Source organism: Pseudomonas sp. Q1-7 (genome assembly GCF_028010285.1).
Taxonomy (GTDB): Bacteria; Pseudomonadota; Gammaproteobacteria; order Pseudomonadales; family Pseudomonadaceae; genus Metapseudomonas.
Genome location: NZ_CP116304.1, coordinates 2,267,896 through 2,293,565 on the forward strand (window position 1 = coordinate 2,267,896; position 25,670 = coordinate 2,293,565).

17 protein-coding genes and 1 other RNA gene are annotated in these 25,670 nt (G+C 63.9%); 11 read left to right on the forward strand and 7 right to left on the reverse strand.

Annotated elements, in window-relative coordinates; all coding sequences use genetic code 11:
- Positions 1–380 precede the first annotated feature (380 nt).
- Positions 381–1,730: an NCS2 family permease gene (locus PJW05_RS10515; protein WP_271411653.1), complete on the reverse strand. Its 1,350-nt coding sequence runs from the start codon at positions 1,728–1,730 to the stop codon at positions 381–383.
- 617 nt (positions 1,731–2,347) lie between these two features.
- On the opposite strand from PJW05_RS10515, the gene PJW05_RS10520 reads away from it, so the two are divergent.
- The gene (locus PJW05_RS10520) at positions 2,348–3,118 is read left to right on the forward strand and encodes a GntR family transcriptional regulator (RefSeq protein ID WP_271411654.1); all 771 of its coding nucleotides are present in this window, start codon (positions 2,348–2,350) and stop codon (positions 3,116–3,118) included.
- A 646-nt stretch (positions 3,119–3,764) separates the two neighbouring features.
- On the opposite strand, the gene guaD is transcribed toward PJW05_RS10520, so the two are convergent.
- From guaD to xdhA, 4 genes are all read right to left on the reverse strand, one after another.
- Positions 3,765–5,072 (reverse strand): guanine deaminase, encoded by a 1,308-nt coding sequence (guaD, locus tag PJW05_RS10525; RefSeq protein ID WP_271411655.1) that lies wholly within the window; start codon positions 5,070–5,072, stop codon positions 3,765–3,767.
- A gap of 128 nt (positions 5,073–5,200) precedes the next feature.
- Positions 5,201–6,034, reverse strand: coding sequence for a xanthine dehydrogenase accessory protein XdhC (gene xdhC / locus PJW05_RS10530; RefSeq protein WP_271411656.1), 834 nt, complete (start codon positions 6,032–6,034; stop codon positions 5,201–5,203).
- A gap of 341 nt (positions 6,035–6,375) precedes the next feature.
- Positions 6,376–8,772, reverse strand: a complete 2,397-nt coding sequence (gene xdhB / locus PJW05_RS10535; protein WP_271411657.1) for a xanthine dehydrogenase molybdopterin binding subunit — start codon at positions 8,770–8,772, stop codon at positions 6,376–6,378.
- Positions 8,765–10,204: a xanthine dehydrogenase small subunit gene (gene xdhA / locus PJW05_RS10540; RefSeq protein ID WP_271411658.1), complete on the reverse strand. Its 1,440-nt coding sequence runs from the start codon at positions 10,202–10,204 to the stop codon at positions 8,765–8,767. Before xdhA ends, xdhB begins: the two co-directional genes overlap by 8 nt.
- Positions 10,205–10,644: 440 nt before the next feature.
- Here xdhA and PJW05_RS10545 point away from each other — a divergent pair, with 440 nt between their 5' ends.
- The 4 genes from PJW05_RS10545 (at position 10,645) to ligA (ending at position 18,300) form a co-directional block, all read left to right on the forward strand.
- Positions 10,645–11,304 (forward strand): GntR family transcriptional regulator, encoded by a 660-nt coding sequence (locus PJW05_RS10545; protein ID WP_271411659.1) that lies wholly within the window; start codon positions 10,645–10,647, stop codon positions 11,302–11,304.
- Positions 11,305–11,317: 13 nt separating this feature from the next.
- Entirely contained in the window at positions 11,318–14,806 is a 3,489-nt protein-coding gene (gene smc, locus PJW05_RS10550; RefSeq protein WP_271411660.1) for a chromosome segregation protein SMC, read from the forward strand.
- Positions 14,807–15,041: 235 nt separating this feature from the next.
- The gene (gene zipA / locus PJW05_RS10555; protein WP_271411661.1) at positions 15,042–15,857 is read left to right on the forward strand and encodes a cell division protein ZipA; all 816 of its coding nucleotides are present in this window, start codon (positions 15,042–15,044) and stop codon (positions 15,855–15,857) included.
- 67 nt (positions 15,858–15,924) lie between these two features.
- Complete coding sequence (gene ligA / locus PJW05_RS10560) at positions 15,925–18,300, forward strand: NAD-dependent DNA ligase LigA (RefSeq protein ID WP_271411662.1); 2,376 nt, start codon at positions 15,925–15,927, stop codon at positions 18,298–18,300.
- 57 nt (positions 18,301–18,357) lie between these two features.
- On the opposite strand, the gene PJW05_RS10565 is transcribed toward ligA, so the two are convergent.
- Positions 18,358–18,639, reverse strand: a complete 282-nt coding sequence (locus PJW05_RS10565) for an HU family DNA-binding protein (RefSeq protein WP_271411663.1) — start codon at positions 18,637–18,639, stop codon at positions 18,358–18,360.
- 502 nt (positions 18,640–19,141) lie between these two features.
- Here PJW05_RS10565 and ffs point away from each other — a divergent pair.
- Positions 19,142–19,238: signal recognition particle sRNA small type (gene ffs, locus PJW05_RS10570), an RNA gene on the forward strand.
- Positions 19,239–19,504: 266 nt separating this feature from the next.
- Here the strand turns inward: ffs and PJW05_RS10575 are convergent.
- Positions 19,505–20,233, reverse strand: coding sequence for a substrate-binding periplasmic protein (locus PJW05_RS10575; protein WP_271411664.1), 729 nt, complete (start codon positions 20,231–20,233; stop codon positions 19,505–19,507).
- A gap of 140 nt (positions 20,234–20,373) precedes the next feature.
- On the opposite strand from PJW05_RS10575, the gene dnaX reads away from it, so the two are divergent.
- From dnaX to PJW05_RS10600, 5 genes are all read left to right on the forward strand, one after another.
- Complete coding sequence (gene dnaX / locus PJW05_RS10580) at positions 20,374–22,545, forward strand: DNA polymerase III subunit gamma/tau (protein ID WP_271411665.1); 2,172 nt, start codon at positions 20,374–20,376, stop codon at positions 22,543–22,545.
- Positions 22,546–22,556: 11 nt separating this feature from the next.
- Positions 22,557–22,883 carry a YbaB/EbfC family nucleoid-associated protein gene (locus PJW05_RS10585; protein ID WP_044874918.1) on the forward strand — a complete coding sequence of 109 codons (327 nt, stop codon included), beginning with the start codon at positions 22,557–22,559 and terminating at the stop codon, positions 22,881–22,883.
- Positions 22,884–23,045: 162 nt separating this feature from the next.
- Positions 23,046–23,645, forward strand: a complete 600-nt coding sequence (gene recR, locus PJW05_RS10590) for a recombination mediator RecR (RefSeq protein ID WP_271411666.1) — start codon at positions 23,046–23,048, stop codon at positions 23,643–23,645.
- Between the two features lie 105 nt (positions 23,646–23,750).
- Entirely contained in the window at positions 23,751–24,899 is a 1,149-nt protein-coding gene (locus PJW05_RS10595) for an acyl-CoA dehydrogenase family protein (protein ID WP_271411667.1), read from the forward strand.
- Between the two features lie 98 nt (positions 24,900–24,997).
- Complete coding sequence (locus PJW05_RS10600) at positions 24,998–25,531, forward strand: PaaI family thioesterase (RefSeq protein ID WP_271411668.1); 534 nt, start codon at positions 24,998–25,000, stop codon at positions 25,529–25,531.
- The last annotated feature ends 139 nt before the right edge of the window (positions 25,532–25,670 follow it).

A 25,670-nucleotide genomic window follows, 5' to 3' on the forward strand; every position in this document is an offset into this window, starting at 1 on the left:
TCATGAGATGGTGGCGGAAAGCCGCCATTGGTTTCGGTGTGTATGGGGGCGCCGCGTTCATCGGCTCGACCTGGCCCGGGCATTCGCCGGCTCGTGTTCAGCCTTGAGCAAAAGAAGCCCGGCACGCGGCCGGGCTGAAACGCATCACGGGGAGATGCGCAAGGGACAGGGCAACTCACAGGACACGGCCCTTGCGCCAGTCCTGCAGGACGGCGCGGGTGTCCGGGATGGATGCTGGATCAGGGGAGAGTGTAGGCGGCCATTGTCATTTCGCCGGCCGGTGGTCGGTAATCGTTGGGGGCTGTCGCTGCCAGGAAAGGTGTCGGAAATGAAAAGGCCCCGCCGCGGTGCGGCAGGGCCTCGTGTCGTCGTTTCCGGTCTTACAGGAAGATGAACTTGGCGACGAAGATGGCGCACAGGGCATACAGGCTGATGGAGACGTCCTTGTACTTGCCGGTGAAGGCTTTCATCGCCACGTAGGTCACGAAACCCAGGGCGATGCCGTCGGCGACCGAGAAGGTCAGCGGCATCATGATCACGGTGACGATGGCCGGGATGGTCTCGGTGTGCTCTTTCCAGTCGATGTGGGCCATGCCACCCATCATCAGCATGGCGACGTAGATCAGCGCGCCGGCGGTGGCGTAGGCGGGGATCATGCCGGCCAGCGGGGCGAAGAACATGGCGGCGATGAAGAGAATGCCCACGGTCACCGCGGTCAGGCCGGTGCGGCCGCCGGCGGCGACGCCCGCGGCGCTTTCCACATAGCTGGTCACCGGCGGTACACCGAGCACGCCGCCGAAGACGCTGGAGGCGCTGTCTGCCTTCATCGCCTTGGACAGGTTCTCGATGCGGCCGTCTTCCTGCACCAGGTTGGCACGCTGGGCCACGCCCATCAGGGTGCCGGCGGTGTCGAACATGTGCACGAAGAGGAAGGCCAGGATCACGCTGACCATGGTCACGTCAAAGGCGCCCGTGATGTCCATCGCCATGAAGGTCGGCGCCAGGCTCGGCGGCATGGAGAACACCCCACCGAACTTGACGATGCCAAGGCCCACGCCGATCAGGGTGACGGTCAGGATGCTGATCAGGATGCCGCCGAAGATGCGGCGGTACTCCAGCACCGCGATCATCAGGAAGCAGATGGCGGCCAGCAGTGGGCCGGGAGAGGTCAGGTCACCGATGTGCACCAGCGTTGCCGGGTGGGCGACCACGATGCCGGCGGTCTTCAGGCCGATCAGCCCGAGGAACAGGCCCACGCCCGCGCCCATGGCGAAGCGCAGGCTGCTGGGGATGCTGTTGAGCAGCCATTCGCGGATGCGCGAGAAGGTCAGGATCATGAACAGCACGCCGGAGAGGAACACCGCGCCGAGCGCGATCTGCCAGCTGTAGCCCATGGTGTTGACCACGGTGTAGGTGAAAAAGGCGTTCAGGCCCATGCCCGGTGCAAGGCCGACCGGCCAGTTGGCGTAGAGGCCCATGAGGAGGCAGCCGAAGGCTGCGGCGAGGCAGGTGGCCACGAAGGCCGCGCCATGATCGATCCCGGCATCGGCCATGATGTTCGGGTTGACGAAAATGATGTAGGCCATGGTGATGAAGGTCGTCAGGCCAGCGGCCAGTTCGGTCTTCACGGTGGTGCCATGGAGGCTGAGCTTGAAAAGACGTTCAAGCAGTCCGTTGGCGGGTGGGGTCTCGGCGTACGTTCCTTGTTCTTGTTGTTTGATGCTTTCCACAGCGGGGTACTCCTCATCTCTTTTGTATTTGTTCACCCGGGGCCAGGGGGGCACCGGACTGACTGAGGCGGATGGCGTGAGTGGTGCGCTTCCTCGGATTCTTGACTGCTGGGTCAGGAAGTTCACGGCGCGATTATGCCTTTGTATACAAAAAAAACAAATAATGTTTTCAGTGTTCGAAAAAACGCCTCAATGTCATGAACCTGACGTTCGAGTCAGCTGATGTTGAGACAATTTGTGAACTGAAAAACTTAATAAATCCTTAATAAACAAGGAGTTACTAATTTCTATCAACAGAGAGACGAACGGAGGGCGGCGAGCGGAAAGCACCAAATGGCAGAGGATGGGCAGGTTTTATGCCAAAAAAATGGGAAGAAAACCGACGTCCCTGCGGTTGGCCTGCGGCGAAAAACGCGAAGCGCGATCGGCTGGAAAAATCTGTGCAACTGGTCAGGAATGGGGTTTGAGCTGCGGCGAAACTGTTCAAGGTGGGATGATTGTGTACAATATCACTCGCTTTTTCCCTGATTTCCCTCGCTGACCTACCCGCTCAGCCCGGCGGAAAGGGGCAAAAAGGGCCCTGGAAAACCGCCGACCCCCTTTTGACTCGAGCACCCATGAACGAACAGTTGCAGCCACTCAAGAAGCAGCCGCGCACCGCCAAAAGCACCCGCAGCGGCACGCAGGACGACATCGTCTATGCGCACATTTTCGATGCCATTCTCGAGCAGCGCCTGGCTCCCGGCACCAAGCTGAGCGAAGAAGCCCTGGGCGAGATTTTCGGCGTCAGCCGTACCATCATCCGTCGTGCGTTGTCGCGCCTCGCCCATGAAGGGGTGGTGCTGCTGCGGCCGAATCGCGGCGCCGTGGTCGCCAGTCCCAGCGTCGACGAAGCCCGCCAGATCTTCTACGCCCGCCGCCTGGTGGAGCGCGCCATCACCGAACTGGCCGTGGAGCACGCCACCGTCGAGCAACTGCAGGAACTGCGGCAGATGGTGCTCGAGGAGCAGGCCTGTTTCTCCCGTGGCGACCGTGGCGCGGGCATCCGCCTGTCCGGTGAGTTCCACCTGAAGCTGGCCGAGGCGGCGAAGAATGCTCCGCTGGTGAGTTTCCAGCGCAGCCTGGTGTCCCAGACCTCGCTGATCATCGCCCAGTACGAGAGCGGCAGCCGTTCCCACTGTTCTTTCGACGAGCACAATCGCCTGATCGATGCCATCGAGTCCCGCGATGCCGAGCGCGCAGTGATGCTGATGATGCATCACATGGACCATATCGACGACAAGCTGAACCTGGACGACAGCGGCGCCTCGGACGACCTGCACGCGGTGTTCTCGCACCTGCTGCAGACCAAGAAGAAGCCCGGGCGCGGCAATAACCGCAACGCCTGATCCGTCCCGGTAGAAAGCCTCGCGAAAGCGTAATGCTGTTCACATAAGAAGTAACTGGACTCGATCAGTCCCCTCGCCCCTTTGGGGAGAGGGTTAGGGAGAGGGGGGAAACGACTGTTTCGCAGGGATTTCAACCCTCTCCCCCAGCCCCTCTCCCATAAATGGGAGAGGGGAGCGAGTCATGCGCGCGCTTAAGTGAACAGCATTACCGCGAAAGCGGGGTTTTTTGTTTCTAGAGGATTTGGCGCCAACGACAACCCATCTGTGGGAGCAAATTCATTTGAACTTGGGAAACCACGTCCTTAGGGCGTGGTCATGAGTCATCGGCTCTGCCTGTGACGATTGAACTACCTGGCTATCAGGATGGAGTTCGTAGGAGGGGGCGAGCGGAGCGATACCCATGCTGACCGGGCTGATGGGTATCGCAGGCTCAACCCATCCTACGTTGCGACGTCGCCATGACCGGCTTCGTACCGGACAACGCCCTACCGCGCTCCCGCAACACCTCCGAGCTACGATTTTCCAGGCAGCCCCGAGATGCCCCCTCCTAGGGGGCCAAGAGCAAGTCCACGTTCTACGAACGTGGATTGTTACTCGCGAAAACGCAAAAGCCCCGCCGAGGCGGGGCTTCTTCATGGGCGATGAGTCACCCGCGCTGATGCACGCTGCGGCCGGCGGCGAAGGTTTCTTTCACGGTACGGTCGTCGCCGAGGATGGTCAGGGCGAAAAGCTTTTCCGGCAGGCTGGTGGCTTGCTGCATGCGGTAGTCCAGCAGCGGGGTGGCCTTGTAGTCGAGCACCACGAAGTCCGCGTCCTTGCCGTTGGCGAAGTTGCCGATCTTGTCGTCCAGGTACAGCGCCCGGGCGCCGCCGAGGGTCGCCAGGTACAGGGACTTGAACGGGTCGAGTTTCTTGCCCTGGAGCTGCATCACCTTGTACGCCTCGTTCAGCGACTGCAGCTGGGAGAAGCTGGTGCCGGCGCCGACATCAGTGCCCAGGCCGACCCGCACGCCGTGCGCTTCCAGCTTCTGCAGGTCGAACAGGCCACTGCCGAGGAACAGGTTGGAGGTGGGGCAGAAGGCCACGGCCGAACCGGTTTCCGCCAGGCGCTTGCATTCGTCGTCGCACAGGTGCACGCCGTGGGCGAACACCGAGCGCTTGCCGATCAGCTTGTAGTGGTCGTACACGTCCAGGTAGCCCGTGCGTTCGGGGAAGAGCGCCTTGACCCATTCGATTTCCTTGCGGTTTTCGGACAGGTGGGTGTGCATGTAGAGGTCCGGGTACTCGCCGAACAGCTTGCCGGCCAGCTCCAGTTGCTCGGGGGTGCTGGTGGGGGCGAAGCGTGGGGTCACCGCGTAGTGCAGGCGGCCCTTGCCATGCCAGCGCTCGATCAGTTCCTTGCTGTCGGCGTAGCCGGATTCGGCGGTGTCGATCAGGTAATCCGGCGCGTTACGGTCCATCAGCACCTTGCCGGCGATCATGCGCAGGTCCAGTGCCTGGGCCGCTTCGAAGAAGGCGTCCACCGACTCCTTGTGAACGGTGCCGAACACCAGGGCGGTAGTGGTGCCGTTGCGCAGCAGTTCCTTGAGGAAGATGGCGGCGACATCGGCGGCGTGGGACTTGTCGGCGAACTGCTTTTCGGTGGGGAAGGTGTAGGTATTCAGCCAGTCCAGCAGTTGCTCGCCGTAGGAGGCGATCATGCCGGTCTGCGGGAAGTGGATATGGGTGTCGATGAACCCGGGGGTGATCAGCGCGTCGCGGTATTCCCGCACCTCGACGTCGGCGGGCAGGCTCGGCAGCAGCGCGCTGGCTTCGCCCAGGGCCTTGATGCGGCCGTCTTCCACCACCATCAGACCGTCTTCGAAATACTGGTAGGACTGCTCGACACCCACCAGGGCGGGGTCGGCGATGCTGTGCAGGATGGCAGAGCGGTAGGCGGTTACGTGGCGGGTCATGTCAGTCTCGTTCTTTCGTGATTTCTACGCCCGAAGGCGGAATTCGTCGCAGGTTGGCGCTGAGCCTGCGAAGCCCGATGTCAGCGGTTGTTGGGCTTCGCTCCGCTCAGTGCCGACCTACAGGGATGTCAGGCCTGTTCGCGGCGGGAGGAGGGGATCAGCTTGGCGATGGTCTCGCCTTTTTTCACCTCTTGCCCGAAGTTGGCGTTGTAGGTGGCCACCACTTCGCCGGCGATGGAGATGGCGATCTCCGCTGGCAGCTTGCCTTTGACTTCGCCGATGCCCATCGGGCAGCGCATGCGTTGCACGGTCTCGCTGGCGAAGCCGCGTTCACGCAGGCGGTGTTCGAACTTGACGCGCTTGGTCTTCGAACCGATCAGGCCGAAGTAGGCGAAGTCGTTGCGCTTGAGAATCTCGGCGGTGAGTTCCAGGTCCAACTGGTGGTTGTGGGTCATGACGATGAAGTAGCTGCCCTTCGGCATGTCGGCGATTTCGTCGATCACCTCTTCGTTGACCACCTTCTCCACGCCGTTGGGGATCTGCTCGGGGAATTCGTTCTCCCGGGAATCGATCCAGCGCACCTTGCACGGCAGGCTGGCGAGGATCGGCACCAGGGCGCGGCCGACGTGTCCGGCGCCGAACACGGCGATGTGCGCCTGGGGCTGGCCCATGGGTTCGAACAACAGGACGGTGGCGCCGCCGCAGCACTGGCCAAGACTGGCCCCCAGGCTGAAGCGCTCCAGGCGGGTGTCCTGGGTGCGACGTTCGAGCATCTCGCGGGCGATCTCCATCGCCTTGAACTCGAGATGACCGCCACCGATGGTTTCGAAGATGCGCTCGGCGGTGACGACCATCTTGGAACCGGCATTGCGCGGCGTGGAGCCGCGCTCTTCGATGATGGTCACCAGCACGCAGGGTTCACCGCGTTGCTGCAGGTCGGCGAGGGCGCTGATCCAGCTCATTTGCTCAGTCTCCAGCTACGCAGTGGTCGGGTGGTTCGCGACAGCCGCCAATCGTCCATTGCAGCCTGCTGAAAAGCTACCTGCGTTGCCGATGCGTCGTTGGGGCCAGACTCAAAATGCTCATTTACAGCTCGTAAACTCTGCTTTTTCGTCTGTCCCTGCCTCGCCTCGGCTTCCTCGCCAACGCATTTCAGCAAGCTGCTAGGACGCACAGGGGCCGGCAGCGTTTCCAGCAGCACGGGCTCATTGTCCGGCTGCGTTGTCTTCGAACGATCGGTGGATGTTGTCATTGTTCTGCACCGTTTGTTTGTGCCGGGGCCGGCAAGCCGACCCCTGCGGGGTCATGCCGGTTCGGTCTCCGCCTGTTCGGCGGCCAGGGCCGGCTGTTGCAATTTGCGCATCTGCTCGACTCCCCAGAGCACGCGCTCGGGGGTGGCGGGTGCGTCGATCTGCGGCTGCACCTTGTAATCCCCCAGGCTCGCCACCGCGTCCTTGATGGCGCACCAGACGGCGATGCCGAGCATGAACGGCGGCTCGCCCACGGCCTTGGAGTGGAACACGGTCTGTTCGGGGTTCTTGCGGTTTTCCACCAGCTTCACCCGCAGGTCGATGGGCATGTCGGCGATGGCCGGAATCTTGTAGCTGGCCGGGCCGTTGGTCATCAGCTTGCCCTTGGCGTTCCACACCAACTCTTCCATGGTCAGCCAGCCCATGCCCTGGACGAAGGCACCTTCCACCTGGCCGATGTCGATGGCCGGGTTCAGCGATGCGCCCACGTCATGCAGGATGTCGGTGCGCAGCATCTTGTACTCGCCGGTCAGGGTGTCGACTATCACTTCGGCGCAGGCAACGCCGTAGGCGAAGTAGTAGAAGGGGCGGCCGGCGGCCTTGTCGCGGTCGTAGAAGATCTTTGGCGTGCGGTAGAAGCCGGTGCTGGAGAGCGAGATCTGGTTGAAGTAGGCGAGCTGGATCATTTCCTCGAAGGAGAGGTAATGGTCGCGCACGCGCACCTGCTCGTTGCGGAACTCCACATCCTCGTCGGTCACCTTGAAGTGGGTGGCGAGGAACTGTACCAGGCGGCCCTTGATGGTTTCGGCGGCGTTCTGCGCGGCCTTGCCGTTCAGGTCCGCGCCGGACGAGGCGGCGGTCGGCGAGGTGTTGGGAACCTTGTCGGTGTTGGTCGCGGTGATCTGGATGCGGCCGATATCCACCTGGAAAACCTCGGCCACCACCTGGGCGACCTTGGTGTTCAAGCCCTGGCCCATCTCGGTGCCACCGTGGTTCAGGTGGATGCTGCCATCGGTGTAGATGTGGATCAGCGCGCCAGCCTGGTTGAGGAAGGTGGCGGTGAAGCTGATGCCGAACTTCACCGGCGTCATCGCCAGGCCTTTCTTCAGCACCGGGCTCTTCTCGTTGAACGCGCGGATTTCCTCACGGCGCTTGGCGTACTCGCTGCTGGCCTCGAGTTCGGCGGTCATCTCGGCGAGCATGTTGTGCTCGACGGTCTGGTAGTAGTGGGTGACGTTGCGCTCGTCCTTGCCGTAGTAGTTGAGCTTGCGCACCTCCAGCGGGTCCTTGCCCAGGCTGCGGGCGATGGCGTCCATGATCTCCTCGATGGCGACCATCCCCTGCGGGCCGCCGAAGCCGCGGTAAGCGGTGTTCGACGCGGTGTTGGTCTTGCAGCGGTGACCATTGATGGTGGCGTGTTCGAGGAAGTAGGCGTTGTCCGAGTGGAACATCGCGCGGTCGACGATGGAGCCGGACAGGTCGGGCGAGTAACCGCAGTTACCGGCCAGTTCCAGTTCGATGCCGGTGAGCAGGCCGTCGTCGTTGAAGCCCACGTCGTATTCGACATAGAAGGGGTGACGCTTGCCGGTGATGGACATGTCTTCCACGCGCGGCAGGCGCATCTTGGTCGGGCGCTTGGTGTGGTGGGCGATCACCGCGCAGAGGCAGGCCGGGCCGGCCGCCTGGGTTTCCTTGCCGCCGAAGCCGCCGCCCATGCGACGCATGTCGATGACGATCTTGTGCATCGGTACGCCCAGCACTTCGGCCACCAGCTTCTGGACCTCGGTGGCGTTCTGGGTGGAGGTGTAGACGAGCATGCCGCCGTCCTCGGTGGGCATCACCGAGGAAATCTGCGTTTCCAGGTAGAAGTGCTCCTGGCCGCCGATGTGCAGGGTGCCCTGCAGGCGGTTCTTCGAAGCCGCCAGGGCGGTGGAGGAGTCACCGCGCTTGTGCTGGTGGCTGTCCAGCACGAAATGCTTCTTGCGCAGGGCGTCGACCACGTCCAGCACCGGCTCCAGGTCCTCGTATTCGACTATGGCCGCCATCGCCGCCTTGCGTGCGGTTTCCAGGCTGTCGGCACCCACGGCCAAGACCACCTGGCCGACGTACTCGACCTTGCCATCGGCCAGCAGCGGATCACCCGCGACCACCGGGCCGATGTCCAACTGGCCAGGCACGTCCTTGGCGGTGATGGCGATGGCCACGCCCGGAAACTGATAGCAGGGCGAAGTATCGATGCGGGTAATGCGCGCGTGGGCGCGGTCGCTCATGCGGGCATAGACGTGCAACTGGTTGGGGAACTCCAGGCGGTCGTCCACGTACACGGCCTCGCCGGAAACGTGTTTCGGCGCACTCTCGTGCTTGACGCTCTTGCCCACGCCGGTGGTGATGTCGGCACGGAACAGTTCCGCCAGCTCTTCCTGGGTCTTGAAGTGGTGTTTGTTAGACATACGCGGTCACCCGGGTTTCGACTTCTGGGGATTGCAGCTCGAGGAAGAACTTGCGCAGCAGGTTCTGCGCGGCCAGCAGGCGGTACTCCTTGCTGGCGCGGAAGTCCGTGAGCGGGGTGAAGTCCTTGGCCAGGGCCTCGCAGGCGCGTTCGACGGTGCCCGGGTACCAGGCGGCGCCGATCAGGGCCTGCTCGCAGGCGCTGGCGCGCTTGGGAATGCCGGCCATGCCGCCGAAGGCGACGCGGGCCTTGCGCACCTGGCCATTCTCGATCACCAGATTGAACGCGGCGCAGACGGCGGAAATGTCGTCATCCAGGCGCTTGGACACCTTGTAGGCGCGGAAGGCCTGGTTGTTGCGGGCGCGGGGTACGCGCACCTTCTCGATGAACTCGGACTCCTGGCGGGCGGTGACCTTGTAGTCGAGGAAGTATTCGTCCAGGGGCAGGATGCGGGTCTGGTTGCCCTTGCGCAGGACGATCTCGGCGCCCAGGGCGATCAGCAGCGGCGGAGCATCGCCAATGGGCGAGGCGTTGCCGATGTTGCCGCCCAGGGTGCCCTGGTTGCGGATCTGCAGCGAGGCGAAACGGTGCAGCAACTCGCCGAAGTCCGGGTACTCGCGGGACAGGGTTTCATAGCAATCGGACAGCGGGGTGGCGGCGCCGATCTCGATGAAGTCGCCGTTCTCCTCGATGCGCTTCATGGACTCGATGTGGCCGACGTAGATCATCACCGGCAATTCGCGGTGGAACTGGGTGACTTCCAGCGCCAGGTCGGTGCCGCCGGCCAGCAGGCGCGCTTGCGGGTTGGACACGTAGAAGTCGGCCAGGTCAGCCACGGTCAGCGGCACCAGGCAGCGCTTGTCGCCGCTGTTCAGCTCGGCGGTTTCACGCGGGGCGATGGATTTCAGCTGGGCGACGGTCTGGGCTTCGGCAGCGTCGAACTGGTCCGGCTGCTTCTGGCAGCAGGCCTGCTCGGCGGCATCGATGATCGGGCGGTAGCCGGTGCAGCGGCACAGGTTGCCGGCCAGGGCTTCCATGGTCTGGGCCTTGTCATAGCCGCTGCTGTTCTTCTGCAGGGCGAACAGCGACATGACGAAGCCTGGGGTGCAGAAGCCGCACTGCGAACCATGGCAATCCACCATGGCCTGCTGCACGGAATGCAGTTGACCCTGATGCTTGAGGTCTTCCACGGTGATCAACTGCTTGCCGTGCAGGGAGGAGACGAAGGTCAGGCAGGCATTGAGGGTGCGATAGCGGATGCGGTCCCCGTCCAGCTCGCCGACGACCACGGTGCAGGCACCGCAATCGCCTGAGGCGCAGCCTTCTTTGGTACCGGGTTTGCCGACGTGCTCACGCAAGTAGTTGAGCACTGTGACATTCGGGTCGAGGGCATGCTCGGTGCGCAGCTCCCGATTGAGTAAAAACTGGATCAAGGACGACCTCCAGGCACTTTATTGTTTTTACGAGGGCTCGTATGGGGGCAAATTTAGTGAGGTCTGACCTGCGGGTCAATAAATATTTGACTCAAAAGTCAGGAAATAGTCATTTCTCTAGGTTATGAGCCCGCCGTTTCCGCTCTGTTTCAAGGCTCGGCGCGATTCATACCGCCTGTTTTCAGTGTAGGAAATGGTGGGCCGACCGCCCGGCGGCGGAGAGTCTTGCTGCAGGGCTGAATTCATTCGTCCCTGCAGGAGCCGTCCACACCATGTGGTAGACTCCGCCGCCTGTCCGCGTCCTGCGGCAGAGTCGGAAAATTCCTTCCCCATCGCTCTTGCGTGCACTGCCCGTACCCGTAGTACTGTCAGCGCCGAAGCCTTTGTGCGGGATCGTTTCCGCGCGGCGCACCCAGTTTCCCCACGTTCGAAGGAAAACCATGACGTTCAAGGCACCGGACAGCCTCTCCGAGCAGATTGCCCACCACCTGGCCGAGCGGATCATCCGCGGCGAGCTGAAAGAGCGCGAGCGCATCCAGGAACAGAAGGTCACCCAGGCCATGAATGTCAGCCGGGGTTCGGTGCGCGAGGCATTGCTGATCCTCGAGCGCCGCCACCTGATCACCATCCTGCCGCGCCGTGGCGCCCAGGTATCCGAGCTGACCCAGCAGCACGTGCGCAGCCTCTATACGCTGGTGATGGAGCTCTACATCCTGCTGGGCTATGCGGTGGCCGAGCACTGGCGCAGCGAGGAAGACCTCGTGCCCTTTCGCGCCATCCAGCAGCGCCTGGCCGAGGCGCGCCAGCGGGAGGACATCCTGGGGTTCGTCGACGCCAGCTTCGCCATCATGCAGGCGGCCTATCCCTTTGCCGACAATCCTTACCTGCAGCAGACCCTGGACAACCTGCAGCCGGCCATCGCCCGAACCTACTACATCGCCCTGGAGCGTCGCCGAGGCCAGATGGACAGCTTCGGCGCGGTGTTCGACGGCCTGCTGGCGGCGGTGATCGAGCGCGACCAGGCCAAGGTCCGCGACGTGCTGCTCGGTTACGGCCGGCAGAACTGCGAGCTGGTGCTCGCAGCCCTGGCTGAGCGTTGAGCGGAGCGCTCCGATGCGGCTGAAGTGCATCAAGCTGGCCGGGTTCAAGTCCTTCGTGGACCCGACCACCGTCAGCTTCCCCAGCAACATGGCGGCCGTGGTCGGCCCCAATGGTTGCGGCAAGTCGAACATCATCGACGCCGTTCGCTGGGTAATGGGCGAGAGTTCGGCGAAGAACCTCCGTGGCGAGTCGATGACCGACGTCATCTTCAATGGCTCCAACACGCGCAAGCCGGTGGCCCAGGCCAGCATCGAACTGATCTTCGACAATTCCGACAACAGCCTGGTGGGCGAATACGCCGCCTTCGCCGAGATTTCCATCCGCCGCCGCGTCAGCCGCGACGGCCAGAACACCTATTTCCTCAACGGCACCAAGTGCCGGCGCCGCGACATCACCGACATTTTCCTCGGCACCGGTCTCGGGCCGCGCAGTTACTCGATCATCGAGCAGGGGATGATCTCCAAGCTGATCGAAGCCAAGCCCGAGGACCTGCGCAATTTCATCGAGGAAGCCGCTGGCATCTCCAAGTACAAGGAGCGCCGCCGCGAAACCGAGAGCCGCATCCGCCGTACCCAGGAGAACCTGGCACGCCTGACCGACCTGCGCGAAGAGCTGGAGCGCCAGCTGGAGCGCCTGCACCGTCAGGCCCAGTCCGCCGAGAAGTACCAGGAGTACAAGGCCGAGGAGCGTCAACTCAAGGCCCAGCTCGCCGCCCTGAAATGGCGGGCGCTGAATGAACAGGTTGGCCAGCGCGAGGCGGTGATCGGCAATCAGGAAGTCAGCTTCGAGGCCCTGGTGGCCGAGCAGCGCAATGCCGACGCCAGCATCGAGCGCCTGCGTGACGGCCACCATGAGCTGTCCGAGCGCTTCAACCTGGTGCAGGGGCGTTTCTATTCCGTGGGCGGCGACATCGCCCGCGTCGAGCAGAGCATCCAGCACGGGCAGCAGCGCCTGCGGCAATTGCAGGACGATCTGCGCGATGCCGAGCGGGCGCGCCAGGAAACCGAATCCCACCTCGGCCACGATCGCACCCTGCTCGCCACCCTGGGCGAAGAATTGGACATGCTCGGGCCCGAGCAGGAAATGAGCGCCGCCGCTGCCGAAGAGGCCGCCGCTCAACTGGAAAAAGCCGAAACCGGCATGCAGGCCTGGCAGGAGCAGTGGGACGGCTTCAACCAGCGCAGCGCCGAGCCGCGCCGCCAGGCCGAAGTGCAGCAAGCGCGCATCCAGCAGTTGGAGCAGAGCCTGGAACGCCTGCTGGAGCGCGAGCGCCGTCTCAATGACGAGCGCGCCCAGTTGTCCGCCGACCCGGAAGACGCCGCCGTCCAGGACATGCTTGAGGAGCTGGCCGTCGGCGAGATGCGCCTGGAGGAACTCCAGGCCGCCGAGCAGGGCCTTGCTGAACGCCTCGACGGCGTGCGTGAAGACCTGCAACAAGCCATCCGCGCCCAGCAGGAAGCCCAAGGCGAGCTGCAGCGCCTGAACGGCCGCATTGCGTCCCTGGAAGCCTTGCAGCAGGCCGCGCTGAACCCCGGCAAGGGCGCCGCCGAGTGGCTGCGAGAACACAACCTGGCCGATCGCCCGCGCCTGGCCGAAGGGTTGCGGGTGGAGCAGGGCTGGGAACTGGCGGTGGAGACTGTGCTGGGCGCCGATCTGCAGGCCGTGCTGCTGGATGATTTGAGCGGTCTCGATCTGTCCGGATTCAGCCAGGGCGAACTGCGTCTGGCCAGTGCTGGCCAAGGCGGCGCGCGTGCGCCCGGCAGCCTGCTGGACAGGGTCGAAGCGCCGTTGGACCTGGCGCCCTGGCTGGCCAACGTGCTGCCGGTGGAAAGTCTCGACCAGGCCCTGGCCCGTCGCGGGGCTCTCGGCGAGGGCGAAAGCCTGATCAGCCGTGACGGCTACTGGGTCGGCCGGAACTTCCTGCGGGTGCGTCGCGCCAGCGAGGCGGAAAGTGGCCTGCTGGCCCGTGGCCAGGAGCTGGAACGCCTGCATGCCGAGCGTGGGGAGCGCGAAGCCAGCCTGGAGCAGTTGGAAGAGCGCTTGCAGCAACTGCGCGACAGCCAGCGTCAGCAGGAAGAGCGCCGCGAACAGCAGCGTCGCCTGTTGCAGGACGAGTCCCGCGTCCTGGGCGAACTCAAGGCTCGCCTGTCCGCCCAGCAGGCCAAGGTGGAGCAACTGGCCCTGCGCCGTCGCCGCCTGGAAGAAGAACTCCGCGAGCTGGACGAGCAACGCGCCCTGGAGCATGAGCAGTTGGGTGAAGCCCGGCTGACCCTGCAGGATGCACTGGACGCCATGGCCAGCGATACCGAGCAGCGCGAGAAGTTCCTGGCCGAGCGCGACGGTCTGCGCGAACGCCTCGATCGCATCCGCCAGGAGGCGCGCCAGCACAAGGATCACGCCCATCAACTGGCGGTGCGCGTCGGCTCGCTGCGGGCGCAGCACGATTCCACCCGCCAGGCCCTGGAACGGCTGGCCCAGCAGTTCGAGCGCCTCAACGAGCGCCGCGAACAGCTCAGCCTCAACCTGGAGGAGGGCGCCGCGCCACTGGAAGAGCTGCGCATGAAGCTCGAAGAGCTGCTGGAAAGACGTCTGGGGGTGGAGGAAGAACTCAAGCAGGCGCGGCTGGCCCTGGAAGACGCCGACCGCGAACTGCGTGACGCCGAGAAGCGCCGCACCCAGGCCGAACAGCAGTCGCAGTTGTTGCGCGGCCAGCTGGAGCAGCAGCGCCTTGAATGGCAGGCCCTGACGGTGCGTCGCAAGGCGTTGCAGGATCAGCTCCACGAGGATGGCTACGACCTGCACGGTGTGCTCGCCACGCTGCCGGCCGACGCCACCGAGTCCGCCTGGGACGAAGAACTGGAGCGCCTTGCGGCGCGCATCCAGCGCCTTGGTCCGATCAACCTCGCAGCTATCGACGAATACCAGCAGCAGTCCGAGCGCAAGCGCTACCTGGACGCACAGAACGACGACCTGGTGGAAGCCCTGGAGACCCTGGAAAACGTCATCCGCAAGATCGACAAGGAAACCCGCAACCGCTTCAAGGAAACCTTCGACCAGATCAATGCCGGGCTGCAGGCACTGTTCCCGAAGGTCTTCGGCGGCGGCCATGCCTACCTGGAGCTGACCGGCGAAGACCTGCTGGACACCGGGGTGGCCATCATGGCGCGTCCGCCGGGCAAGAAGAACAGCACCATCCACCTGCTCTCCGGCGGCGAAAAGGCCCTCACCGCGCTGGCCCTGGTCTTCGCCATCTTCCAGCTCAATCCGGCCCCGTTCTGCATGCTCGACGAAGTGGATGCGCCGCTGGATGACGCCAACGTCGGCCGTTATGCGCGTCTGGTGAAGGAAATGTCCGAGAAAGTGCAATTCATCTATATCACCCACAACAAGATCGCCATGGAAATGGCCGACCAACTGATGGGCGTGACCATGCACGAACCCGGATGTTCGCGCCTGGTGGCGGTGGATGTGGAGGAGGCGATGTCGATGGTCGAAGCCTAGTGGCCGGGCCGACGCGAACTCCGGAAGGCGCGGAGGATCAAATTCGCGTTGGCGCCGGTGTAAGCCTCTATCAGAGGTTTCTCTGCTGGGCTGGTCGTGCTAGCTTTATGCCCAATTTTGTCGCACGTGGAAAACGCCAGTCAGAACATGGAGTTGGGCGCCACGTTTCAGGGGACGGGATGTCCTTTTTTCACCATTATCTGTTTGCATTTTTCACTAGGGGACACAGGACTAAATGGATATCGGTCTGCGCGAGTGGCTGATTGTCATTGGCATCATCGTAATCGCCGGCATTCTGTTCGATGGTTGGCGCCGCATGAGTGGCGGCAAGGGGAAGCTCAAGTTCAAGCTGGATCGCAGTTTCTCCAATGTCGCTGACGACGATGAAGATCCGAATCTGCTCGGCCCGGCCCGGGTCAAGGAGCGCTCGCACCAGGAGCCATCCCTGGACGAGGAAGACCTGCCGTCCCTCAGTGCCCGCGAAGCCGGCAAGCGCCGCGGCGAGCCGCAGCAGGGCGACCTGAACCTCGACGAGCCGGTACCGACGCTGCTCAACCCGGTTGATGAGGGCAAGAAGAACGGCAAGGTCCATCCTCAGGTGCAGGCCCAGGAGGTTCCGGTCGAGGAAGTCCTGGTAATCAACGTCGTGTCGCGCGACGAGGCCGGCTTCAAAGGCCCGGCCCTGCTGCAGAACATTCTGGAGAGCGGCCTGCGTTTCGGCGCCATGGACATCTTCCATCGCCACGAGAGCATGGCCGGCAACGGCGAAGTGCTGTTCTCCATGGCCAATGGCGTCAAACCGGGCACTTTCGACCTGGACGATATCGACCATTTCAGCACCCGCGCCGTGAGTTTCTTCCTCGGCCTGCCGGGCCCGCGTCATCCGAAGCAGGCCTTCGACGTGATGGTCGCCGCCGCCCGCAAGCTGTCCCAGGAACTGAACGGCGAGCTGAAGGATGACCAGCGCAGCGTGATGACTGCCCAGACCATCGAGCACTATCGCCAGCGCATCGTCGAATTCGAGCGCAAGCACCTGACCCCGAAGCGCTGATCTGGCGCCCAGTCAACGAAAGAGCAGCCCAGGCTGCTCTTTTTGTTTCAAGAGAACGAGCCTGACCATGACCGATGCCCAAACCGCCGCCGAACGCATCCACGCGCTGCGCGCCGAGCTGGATGCGCACAACTACCGCTACTACGTGCTGGACGAGCCCAGCGTGCCCGATGCCGAATACGATCGGCTGTTTCGCGAGCTGCAGGCTCTGGAGACCGAGCATCCGGAGCTGGTGACGCCGGAGTCGCCGACCCAGCGGGTCAGCGGTGCGGCACTCTCGGCCTTCGGCGAGGTGCGTCATGAAGTTCCCATGCTCAGCCTGGGCAACGCCTTCGAAGAGCAGGACTTGCTGGACTTTGACCGCCGTGTGCGCGAGGGGTTGGGCGAACTGCTACCCGGCGGCGATCTGTTTGGCGACGGGCCTGCGGTGGAGTACACCTGCGAACCCAAGCTCGACGGCCTGGCGGTGAGCCTGCTGTACGAGAACGGCGTGCTGGTTCGCGGTGCCACCCGTGGCGATGGCACCACGGGCGAGGACATCAGCAGCAACGTACGGACCATCCGCAATGTGCCGCTGAGGCTGCAGGGCGAGGGTTGGCCGGCCGTACTCGAAGTGCGTGGCGAGGTCTACATGTCCAAGGCCGGCTTCGAGGCGCTCAATGCCCGCAACCTGGAGCAGGGGGCCAAGACCTTCGCCAACCCGCGCAACGCCGCAGCCGGCAGCCTGCGGCAACTGGACGCCAGGATTACCGCCAGCCGCCCCCTGGAGTTCTGCGCGTACGGCTTTGGCCGCGTGGAGGGCGAGCTGCCGGACAACCAGTTCGCCATTCTTCAGGCCCTCAAGGGGTGGGGCCTGCCCATCAGTCGCGAGCTGAAGCGGGTAACGGGCGCCCAGGGCTGCCTGGACTACTACCGCGACATCGGCGAGCGTCGCGACGGCCTCGCCTACGAGATCGACGGCGTGGTCTACAAACTCAACAACCTGGCCTGGCAGCGCGAGCTGGGCTTTCGCGCTCGTGAGCCGCGCTGGGCCCTGGCCCACAAGTTCCCGGCGCGGGAGGAGCTCACTGAGCTGCTGGACGTGGAGTTCCAGGTTGGCCGTACCGGTGCGGTGACCCCCGTGGCACGGCTCAAGCCGGTGCAGGTCGCCGGCGTCACCGTGTCCAATGCCACCCTGCATAACATGGATGAAGTGGCGCGCCTGGACCTGAGGGTCGGCGATACCGTGATCATCCGCCGTGCTGGCGATGTGATCCCCCAGGTGATGCAGGTCGTGCTGGAGCGTCGCCCGGAAGGTGCGCGTGCCGTGCATATCCCCGAGCATTGCCCGGTCTGCGGCTCCGCCGTCGAGCGCACCCAGTTGATCAAGCGCGGCAAGGGCAAGGAAACCACCAGTGAAGGGGCGATCTATCGCTGCGTCGGCCGACTTGCCTGCGGCGCCCAGTTGAAGCAGGCGATCATCCACTTTGCTTCCCGCCGCGCCCTGGACATCGAAGGCCTGGGCGACAAGATCGTCGAGCAGTTGGTCGACACGGGCCTGGTGGCGTCGCCGGCGGATCTGTTCACGCTTCGGTATGAACAGGTGGTGGCGCTGGAGGGTTTTGCCGACCTGTCCACCCGCAACCTGCTGAGTGCCATCGCCGACAGCCGCAAGCCCAGCCTGGCGCGCTTCATCTACGCCCTGGGCATTCCGGATGTGGGCGAGGAAACCGCCAAGCTGCTGGCTCGCGCCCTTGGCTCCCTGGCGCGTATCCAGCGGGCGCTGCCGGATGTGCTGACCTATCTGCCGGACGTCGGCCTGGAAGTGGCCCACGAAATTCACGCTTTCTTCAGCGATGGCCACAACCAGAAGGTTATCCGCGACCTGCTGGATCGCGGTATCGAGCTGCAGGAAGAGGGGGATCTCGCGCCTGAGTTCGCTGCTTGCGCGACCTTCGCGGGTTTCATCGACAAACTCAATATTTCCGGTATCGCCACCACCGGTGCGAAGAACCTGGCGGAAAAGACCGTCAGCCTCCAGGGGCTCATCACCCTGGCCCGCGACTGGCTTGACCTCAGCGTGATGAAAGGCTTGAACGAAAAGGCCAAGCAGTCCCTGCGCGAGTTCTTCGCGCTGGACGACAACGTCGGTCGCGCCCAGGCAATCGAGGCCCAGCTGCGCGAGTTCGGCATGCATTGGGAAAGTCAGAAGAAGGTCGTGGAAGGCCTGCCGCTGGCTGGGCAAACCTGGGTGCTGACCGGCACGCTGGAGGTCATGAGCCGGGAAGTCGCCAAGGAGAAGCTGGAGGCGCTGGGGGCCAAGGTGGCGGGCTCGGTGTCGGCGCGTACCCACTGCGTAGTGGCGGGGCCGGGGGCGGGCTCCAAGCTGGCCAAGGCCAACGAGCTGGGTATCCGGGTGTTGGATGAGGAGCAGTTCCTGGTGGAACTGGAGAAGCTGGGCTGAGGGGCGTTGCGCGAGGCGATTCGGAAGGGGCGGACCTGTCGGTCCGCCCCTTTTGCATCACTTGTTGATCGCGTCGGTCAGGGCCTTGGCCGGTACGAGCTTGACCACTTTCTTCGCGGCGATCTCGATGGCCTTGCCCGTCTGCGGGTTGCGGCCGGTGCGGGCAGGGCGCTCGCTGACTTTCAGCTTGCCGATCCCCGGCAGGGTGATCTCATCACTGTTTTCCAGGGAGTCGCTGACGATCTCGCTGAGCTGATCCAGTACGGCGCGCACGGCGGCCTTGGTGGTGTCAGTCGCTTCCGCGATGTCAGAGATCAGCTGGTCTTTGGTGAGTGCCATTGGTGTTGCTCCATTCAATGAGTGTCTGGCTTGTGGCCTGGTCGATCGCGCCGGCACCGCTGAGACAAGCGGCGCGTCCGGAAGTGCGGCGGCGGTCGTGGGTATGGGCCGCAACGGCTGGTGAAACTAACACAAAAGGCCCGTTGAGCCTGTGCGCGTGGCCGGTGTTTGCGTCGATTTGACGCAACCGGTCGTCGCCGACTCTGCGTATCGATGGCGTGGCGAACCCCAATCACCAGCCTCTGCGATGAACAGGCGGCGTCATCGCGGATATCGCTCGCCTTACGGCGACCTTCCATCGCGGCGTCACCGGCTTTGGAACAGAGCGTCCAGGACGGCCCGCGCCTTCAGCGACTTTCCAGCGGCCCGGCCCGGTCGCACGGCGCTTCCGGGCCTGATCCGCAAGTGCTTGTAAGGAAAACGGTTTTACCGGTTGTAAGTTGGCAAGGAGCCGGTACAATGGCGCGGCTCGCCGATCTGGCGAGCCGCGTGATGGTGGCCCTGCCGGTCCCCCCGCAACGATCAGCCGTGAACCCGGTCAGGCCCGGAAGGGAGCAGCCGCAGCGGTGAAATCGTGTGCCGGGGTGTGGCTGGTGGGGTCACCTCCAATCTCTCCTGCTGATTGATCCCTAACGGTTTTCGCTCCGGAGCTGCACGGTGGTGCAGGGAGTGATTCGCCCGTGTCTTCTGCGCCTTTCTACTGCTGTTGTCCCGCCTCTCGGTCTACCGCTTCCAGATCGTGGTGCCTGATTTCTTTGTCCCCGGTTTTCTGGTCGCGAGATTCGCCGCTCGCGGCCACTGGGAGGCTCCAGTCTGCGGCTGTGGGCGAGGGGCGCCGCGGGACTGCCTTTTATCTGCACGATGCTCAGCGATAGCGCGCCAGAATTTCCTCGATCTCTCCTGATTCCTTCATCTGCACCAGTGCGCGAAGGATTTGCTGGGTGGGTAGCGCCGGGTCATTGCGCACCAGGCAGCTCACAGGCTCTTCGTCCAGTACGCCGACGTCTATCAGGCGGCTCTCGTTCGGCAGGCTTCGATTGAACCAGTCCAGCGCCAGTTCGTTGCTCAGGGCGTAGCGGTAGCGGCCGACCAGCAGTTTCTGCAGCACCAGTTGCTGGTTGCGGGCCTCGTCGCGCTGCAGGGAGCCGCGATCGAACAGGTGTTGCAGGCGCGGATAGGTGTAACCCAGGACGGTGCCGATGTTTCCCCCGGAGATGGCGTCGGGGCTGGAAAGCGGTTCACTGCCCTGGCGGGCCACGATCAGGTCGCGCTGAGAGAGGACGGGCACGCTCCAGAGATAATCGTCGCCGTCGGAAATCCATTTCGGGCTGATGTAGCAGCGCACGTCGATCTCGCCCTGCTGCAGCGCCAGTGCCACCCGGTTGCGCGACAGGACCTGGATCTGGGCGATTACGCCGAGGCGTTGTGCCAGGCGCTCGATCAGTTCGTGGACGATACCGCCGACCAGCCGATTCTCTTCGAATTCGGCCAGGGGCATGGCCCAGCTGTCCACCGCCGAGAAGCGCAATGTGGTCGATGCCGCAGCGCCGGCGGTGCTCCAACAGAGAAGAAGGGCGAGGACAAACGAGCGCATTGTGCTCCCTCGTCTGGAGATGGTGGCCCACAATGCCCGTTGTTGTGCCGATTGAACAGGGTGCCGTTCGCATCGGATGCAATTTGCTCATCGCTCCGCTAGCATTAGCTCCTTCTGCTCCCCAGACGCGATGGTTTTCAATGAGTTATCAGGTTCTTGCACGCAAATGGCGTCCGCGCTCGTTCCGCGAAATGGTCGGCCAGACCCATGTGCTGAAAGCCTTGATCAATGCCCTGGACAACCAGCGCCTGCACCACGCCTACCTGTTCACGGGCACCCGGGGAGTGGGCAAGACCACCATCGCGCGCATCCTGGCCAAGTGCCTGAATTGCGAGACCGGCATCAGCTCCACCCCTTGCGGCCAGTGCTCGGTCTGCCGGGAGATCGATGAGGGGCGTTTCGTCGACCTGATCGAAGTGGACGCCGCCAGCCGGACCAAGGTGGAAGACACCCGCGAACTGCTGGATAACGTGCAGTACGCACCCAGCCGTGGGCGCTACAAGGTCTACCTGATTGACGAAGTGCACATGCTGTCCACGCACTCGTTCAACGCACTGCTGAAGACCCTCGAAGAGCCGCCGCCCCACGTCAAGTTCCTGCTGGCCACCACCGATCCGCAGAAGCTACCGGTCACCATCCTCTCCCGCTGCCTGCAGTTCTCCCTGAAGAACATGCCGCCGGAGCGTGTGGTCGAGCACCTGACCCATGTGCTCGGTGCCGAGAACGTGCCTTTCGAGCCCGACGCCCTCTGGCTGCTGGGCCGCGCCGCCGATGGCTCCATGCGCGATGCCATGAGCCTGACCGACCAGGCCATCGCCTTCGGTGAAGGCAAAGTGCTGGCCGCCGATGTGCGCGCCATGCTTGGCACTCTCGACCATGGGCAGGTGTATGGCGTGCTCCATGCGCTGCTGCAGGGCGATGCCCGTGCGCTGCTGGAGGCCGTTCGCCAGTTGGCGGAGCAGGGGCCTGACTGGAATGGCGTCCTTTCCGAAATGCTCAATGTGCTGCACCGCGTGGCCGTCGCCCAGGTGCTGCCGGATGCCGTCGATAATGGCCAGGGCGACCGCGAGCGCGTGCTGGCGCTGGCGCAGGCCCTGCCCGGCGAAGACGTGCAGTTCTACTACCAGATGGGCCTGATCGGCCGGCGTGACCTACCCTTGGCGCCGGACCCGCGCAGCGGCTTCGAGATGGTGCTGCTGCGCATGCTGGCGTTCCGCCCAGCGGACGCCGAAGGCACACCGAAGGTGGTGCTAAAGGACCCGGGGATCAGCCAGGCCACGACTGATCCCCAGAACAAACCAGTGGCCGGAGCCGCCTCGCCGGCTCCGGTAGTCGTTGCCGCGCCGGCACCCGCGCCCGTGCAGACACCTGCTACGGTCGTTGCGCCGGCACCGATCGTCAGCGAGCCTGTTGCGGCTCCGGCTCCGGCTCCGGCTCCGGCTCCGGCTCCGGCTCCGGCTCCGGTGATCGATGCGCCAGCCGCGCTTGCCGATGTCCCGGCTTCCGTACCGGAGGCCGAGACGCCCCCGACGCTTGCCGCCGCGCCGGTTGTTGAGGTCGCTCCGGAGCCCGTGGTCGAGGCTGAGCCCGCTGTGGCGGCCGTCGCGCCTGCCGCGGAAGTGGTCGACCTGCCGTGGGAGGAGTCGGCCAGTCCTGCGACGACGCCCAAACTCGAACCTCAACCCGTTGCGGAGCCTGTGTCGGCTGCGCCGGTCGAGCCCGCGCAGATCGCCGTCGCGCCAATTGCGGCCCCCGAACCAGCCATCGCCGTCGCGGCCAGCGATGTCGACGACGATCCGCCGCCCGGCGATTACGACGACTATTACGAGGCTGATACCGACAGCATCGCCTACATGGATGACTTCGGTCCTGCCGAAGCACCTGCCGCCGAAGTCGAAGTGCTGCCAGCCGCGCAGCCGGCCACGGGCCTGGCCGCCGAATGGCTCGACCTGTTCCCGCGCCTGGGGTTGTCCGGCATGACCGGCAATATCGGTGCGAACTGCACCCTGGTGTCGGTGGAGAACGACGTCTGGTGTCTGCACCTGGACCCGGCGCAGAGCGCGCTGTTCAACGCCAACCAGCAGCGTCGTCTGAACGATGCGCTGAACCAGTACCATGGGCGTACCCTGAAGCTGGAAGTCGAAGTGCGCCGTCCGGAGCAGGAAACCCCTGCCCAGGCTGCCGCGCGCAAGCGTGCCGCTCGTCAGCGCCAGGCCGAAGAGGCCATTGCCAGCGATCCGCTGGTGCTGAAAATGATCGAACTGTTCGGTGCCCAGGTGCGCGCCGACACCATTGAACCCCTTGACCGCTGAGGACAATCACCATGATGAAAGGTGGCATGGCAGGCCTGATGAAGCAGGCCCAGCAAATGCAGGAAAAGATGCAGAAGATGCAGGAAGAGCTGGCCAATGCCGAAGTTACCGGCCAGTCCGGCGCCGGCCTGGTGAGTGTGGTGATGACCGGTCGTCATGATGTCAAGCGCGTCACCTTGGACGACAGCCTGATGCAGGAAGACAAGGAAATCCTCGAAGACCTGATCGCTGCCGCGGTGAACGACGCCGTGCGCAAGATCGAGCAGAACAACCAGGAGAAAATGGCCGGCATGACGGCGGGGCTGCAGCTTCCGCCCGGCTTCAAGATGCCCTTCTGAAAAGCGTGATGCCCAATCGGCGCGCTTGATGGCGTTGCCGCCGGATTCGGAATCCTCATGTGCCGCAGCACACTCCGGTTCCTCATCCGTCGGCGCCTTGTCCTGCACGTCGCCTGATCGCCACTCACTCCGTGCAATGCTATTCCTTTCCGGAACTGATACATGAGCTTCAGCCCGCTGATTCGCCAACTGATCGACGCGTTGCGCATCCTGCCCGGTGTGGGCCAGAAGACGGCGCAGCGCATGGCGTTGCAGTTGCTGGAGCGCGACCGCAGCGGTGGCCTGCGCCTGGCCCAGGCGCTGACGGCGGCAATGGAAGGGGTGGGGCATTGCCAGCAGTGCCGGACGCTGAGCGAGGAGGCGCTTTGCCCCCAGTGTGCCGATCCGCGTCGCGACGACTCGCTGCTCTGCGTCGTGGAAGGTCCGCTGGATGTGTTCGCCGTCGAGCAAACGGGCTATCGCGGGCGCTTCTTCGTGCTCAAGGGGCACCTGTCGCCGCTGGATGGCCTGGGTCCGGAAGCCATCGGTATCCCCGAATTATTGGTGCGCATCGAGGCCGGGCAATTCGCCGAGGTGATCCTGGCCACCAACCCCACGGTGGAGGGTGAGGCCACCGCCCACTACATCGCCCAGTTGCTGGCGCCCAAGTCCATCACTGTTTCCCGTATCGCCCATGGTGTGCCCTTGGGTGGCGAGCTGGAGTTGGTGGATGGCGGCACCCTGGCCCACGCCCTGGCGGGGCGTCGCCCGATCGGGCTCTGAGATGAACGGCTGCGGCTGATACGGCCTTGCCGATGGCACAAGTCTCGCCTTGAAAACCAAGCAAGCGCTCGGTAAGTTCAATCGATCTTACCTGGGAGCCTTGCCATGTCCGCCTATCAGGAATACTTCGACGAGTCCCATCAACTGGTGCGGGACGCGGTGCGTCGCTTCGTCGAGCGGGAAATCCTGCCCCATATCGCCGAGTGGGAAGAAGCGGAGGAGTTTCCCCGCGACCTCTACCTGAAGGCAGGCGCGGCCGGCATTCTTGGCATTGGCTATCCCGAGCAGTTCGGCGGCAGCCATGAAGGTGACCTGTTCGCCAAGGTGGCAGCGAGTGAAGAACTGATGCGCAGCGGTTCCGGCGGCCTGGTGGCCGGGCTGGGCTCGTTGGATATCGGCCTGCCGCCGGTGATCAAGTGGGGGCGGCAGGTATTGCGCGAGCGCATCGTTCCGCAGGTGCTGGCGGGGGAGAAGATCATGGCCCTTGCGATCACCGAGCCTTCCGGTGGCTCCGATGTGGCAAGCCTCAGGACCCGTGCGGTACGAGAGGGGGATTGCTACCGCGTTACCGGCAGCAAGACCTTCATCACCAGCGGCGTGCGGGCGGACTACTACACGGTGGCGGTGCGCACCGGCGGCGAGGGGTTCGGCGGCGTCAGCCTGCTGCTGGTGGAAAAGGGCACGCCGGGATTCACCGTGGGCCGCAAGCTGAAGAAGATGGGGTGGTGGGCCTCGGATACCGCCGAGTTGTTCTTCGATGACTGCAAGGTGCCGGCGGAGAACCTGATCGGCATGGAGAACATGGGGTTCGCCTGCATCATGGCCAACTTCCAGAGCGAGCGCCTGGCCCTGGCCGTCATGGCCAACATGACAGCACAGCTTGCGCTGGAGGAGTCTCTCCAATGGGCCGGTGAGCGAGAGGCCTTCGGCAAGCCGATCGGCAAGTTCCAGGTGCTCAAGCATCGACTGGCGGAAATGGCCACTCAGCTGGAGGTCTCCCGCGAGTTCACCTACCGCCAGGCGGCGGCGATGGCGGCGGGAAAAAGCGTCATCAAGGAAATCTCCATGGCCAAGAACTTTGCCACCGATGTGGCTGATCGCCTGACCTATGATGCGGTGCAGTTGCTCGGCGGCATGGGCTACATGCGCGAGAGCCTGGTGGAGCGCCTTTACCGCGACAACCGCATCCTCTCCATCGGAGGCGGTACGCGGGAAATCATGAACGAGATCATCGCCAAGCAAATGAGCCTCTGAATCCGAACCGGAACCTCCGAACGGGCGTTCCGGTTTTCTGTGGTCGAGATATATTATGGCTAGCATTTAACTCGGCCCAACGGTTAGGAGATGACCCGATGAGCGATTTGTCCCGTGAAGAGAAACTGCAAGTCTGGCTGGCGGCCGAGGCTGAAATCCGCGCACGTCTGAAGCCCGGCACCATGAGCATCATGGATGTGGCAGCGCTGAGTCCCCTGGAGTTCTTCGACGGCATCGGTCGCGGCGAGCTGCCGGCGCCGCCGATTGGCGAGCTGATGGGCTTCGTGCCTATCGAATGGTCGAAGGAGCGTTTCGTCTTCCAGGGCCTGCCGCAGATGAAGCACTACAACCCCATAGGCTCGGTCCACGGCGGCTATGCCGCGACTCTGCTGGACTCGGCCATGGGCTGTGCTATCCACGCCAACCTGGAGAAAGGGCAGGGCTACACCACGACTGACCTGCGTATCAGCTACATCCGGGCCTTGACCACCCAGACCGGCCCGGTGCGCGCCGAGGGGCGCATTATCCATGTCGGCCGCTCGACCGCCCTGGCGGAAGGGCGCATCTACGATGTGGACGGCAAGCTCTATGCGACCGGTTCCACCACCTGTCTGATCCTGGGTGGCAAATGAACTCGGCGATGCACTGGTAGGAGCGATTTCAATCGCGAAGCAGGACGAAGTCCTGCCCGATTCAGGCTTGGGCCGGCTGCACCGTCGGATCGCGAATAAATTCGCTCCCATAAGAAACGCCCTGGCTGAACAGTCGGGC

Excerpts from the sequence above, each read along its gene's own strand:
- PJW05_RS10520 (WP_271411654.1), top strand. The coding sequence starts at position 2,348 with ATGAACGAACAGTTGCAGCCACTCAAGAAGCAGCCGCGCACCGCCAAA.
- guaD (WP_271411655.1), bottom strand. The coding sequence starts at position 5,072 with ATGACCCGCCACGTAACCGCCTACCGCTCTGCCATCCTGCACAGCATC.
- xdhC (WP_271411656.1), bottom strand. The coding sequence starts at position 6,034 with ATGAGCTGGATCAGCGCCCTCGCCGACCTGCAGCAACGCGGTGAACCC.
- xdhB (WP_271411657.1), bottom strand. The coding sequence starts at position 8,772 with ATGTCTAACAAACACCACTTCAAGACCCAGGAAGAGCTGGCGGAACTG.
- PJW05_RS10545 (WP_271411659.1), top strand. The coding sequence starts at position 10,645 with ATGACGTTCAAGGCACCGGACAGCCTCTCCGAGCAGATTGCCCACCAC.
- smc (WP_271411660.1), top strand. The coding sequence starts at position 11,318 with ATGCGGCTGAAGTGCATCAAGCTGGCCGGGTTCAAGTCCTTCGTGGAC.
- zipA (WP_271411661.1), top strand. The coding sequence starts at position 15,042 with ATGGATATCGGTCTGCGCGAGTGGCTGATTGTCATTGGCATCATCGTA.
- ligA (WP_271411662.1), top strand. The coding sequence starts at position 15,925 with ATGACCGATGCCCAAACCGCCGCCGAACGCATCCACGCGCTGCGCGCC.
- PJW05_RS10565 (WP_271411663.1), bottom strand. The coding sequence starts at position 18,639 with ATGGCACTCACCAAAGACCAGCTGATCTCTGACATCGCGGAAGCGACT.
- PJW05_RS10575 (WP_271411664.1), bottom strand. The coding sequence starts at position 20,233 with ATGCGCTCGTTTGTCCTCGCCCTTCTTCTCTGTTGGAGCACCGCCGGC.
- dnaX (WP_271411665.1), top strand. The coding sequence starts at position 20,374 with ATGAGTTATCAGGTTCTTGCACGCAAATGGCGTCCGCGCTCGTTCCGC.
- PJW05_RS10585 (WP_044874918.1), top strand. The coding sequence starts at position 22,557 with ATGATGAAAGGTGGCATGGCAGGCCTGATGAAGCAGGCCCAGCAAATG.
- recR (WP_271411666.1), top strand. The coding sequence starts at position 23,046 with ATGAGCTTCAGCCCGCTGATTCGCCAACTGATCGACGCGTTGCGCATC.
- PJW05_RS10595 (WP_271411667.1), top strand. The coding sequence starts at position 23,751 with ATGTCCGCCTATCAGGAATACTTCGACGAGTCCCATCAACTGGTGCGG.
- PJW05_RS10600 (WP_271411668.1), top strand. The coding sequence starts at position 24,998 with ATGAGCGATTTGTCCCGTGAAGAGAAACTGCAAGTCTGGCTGGCGGCC.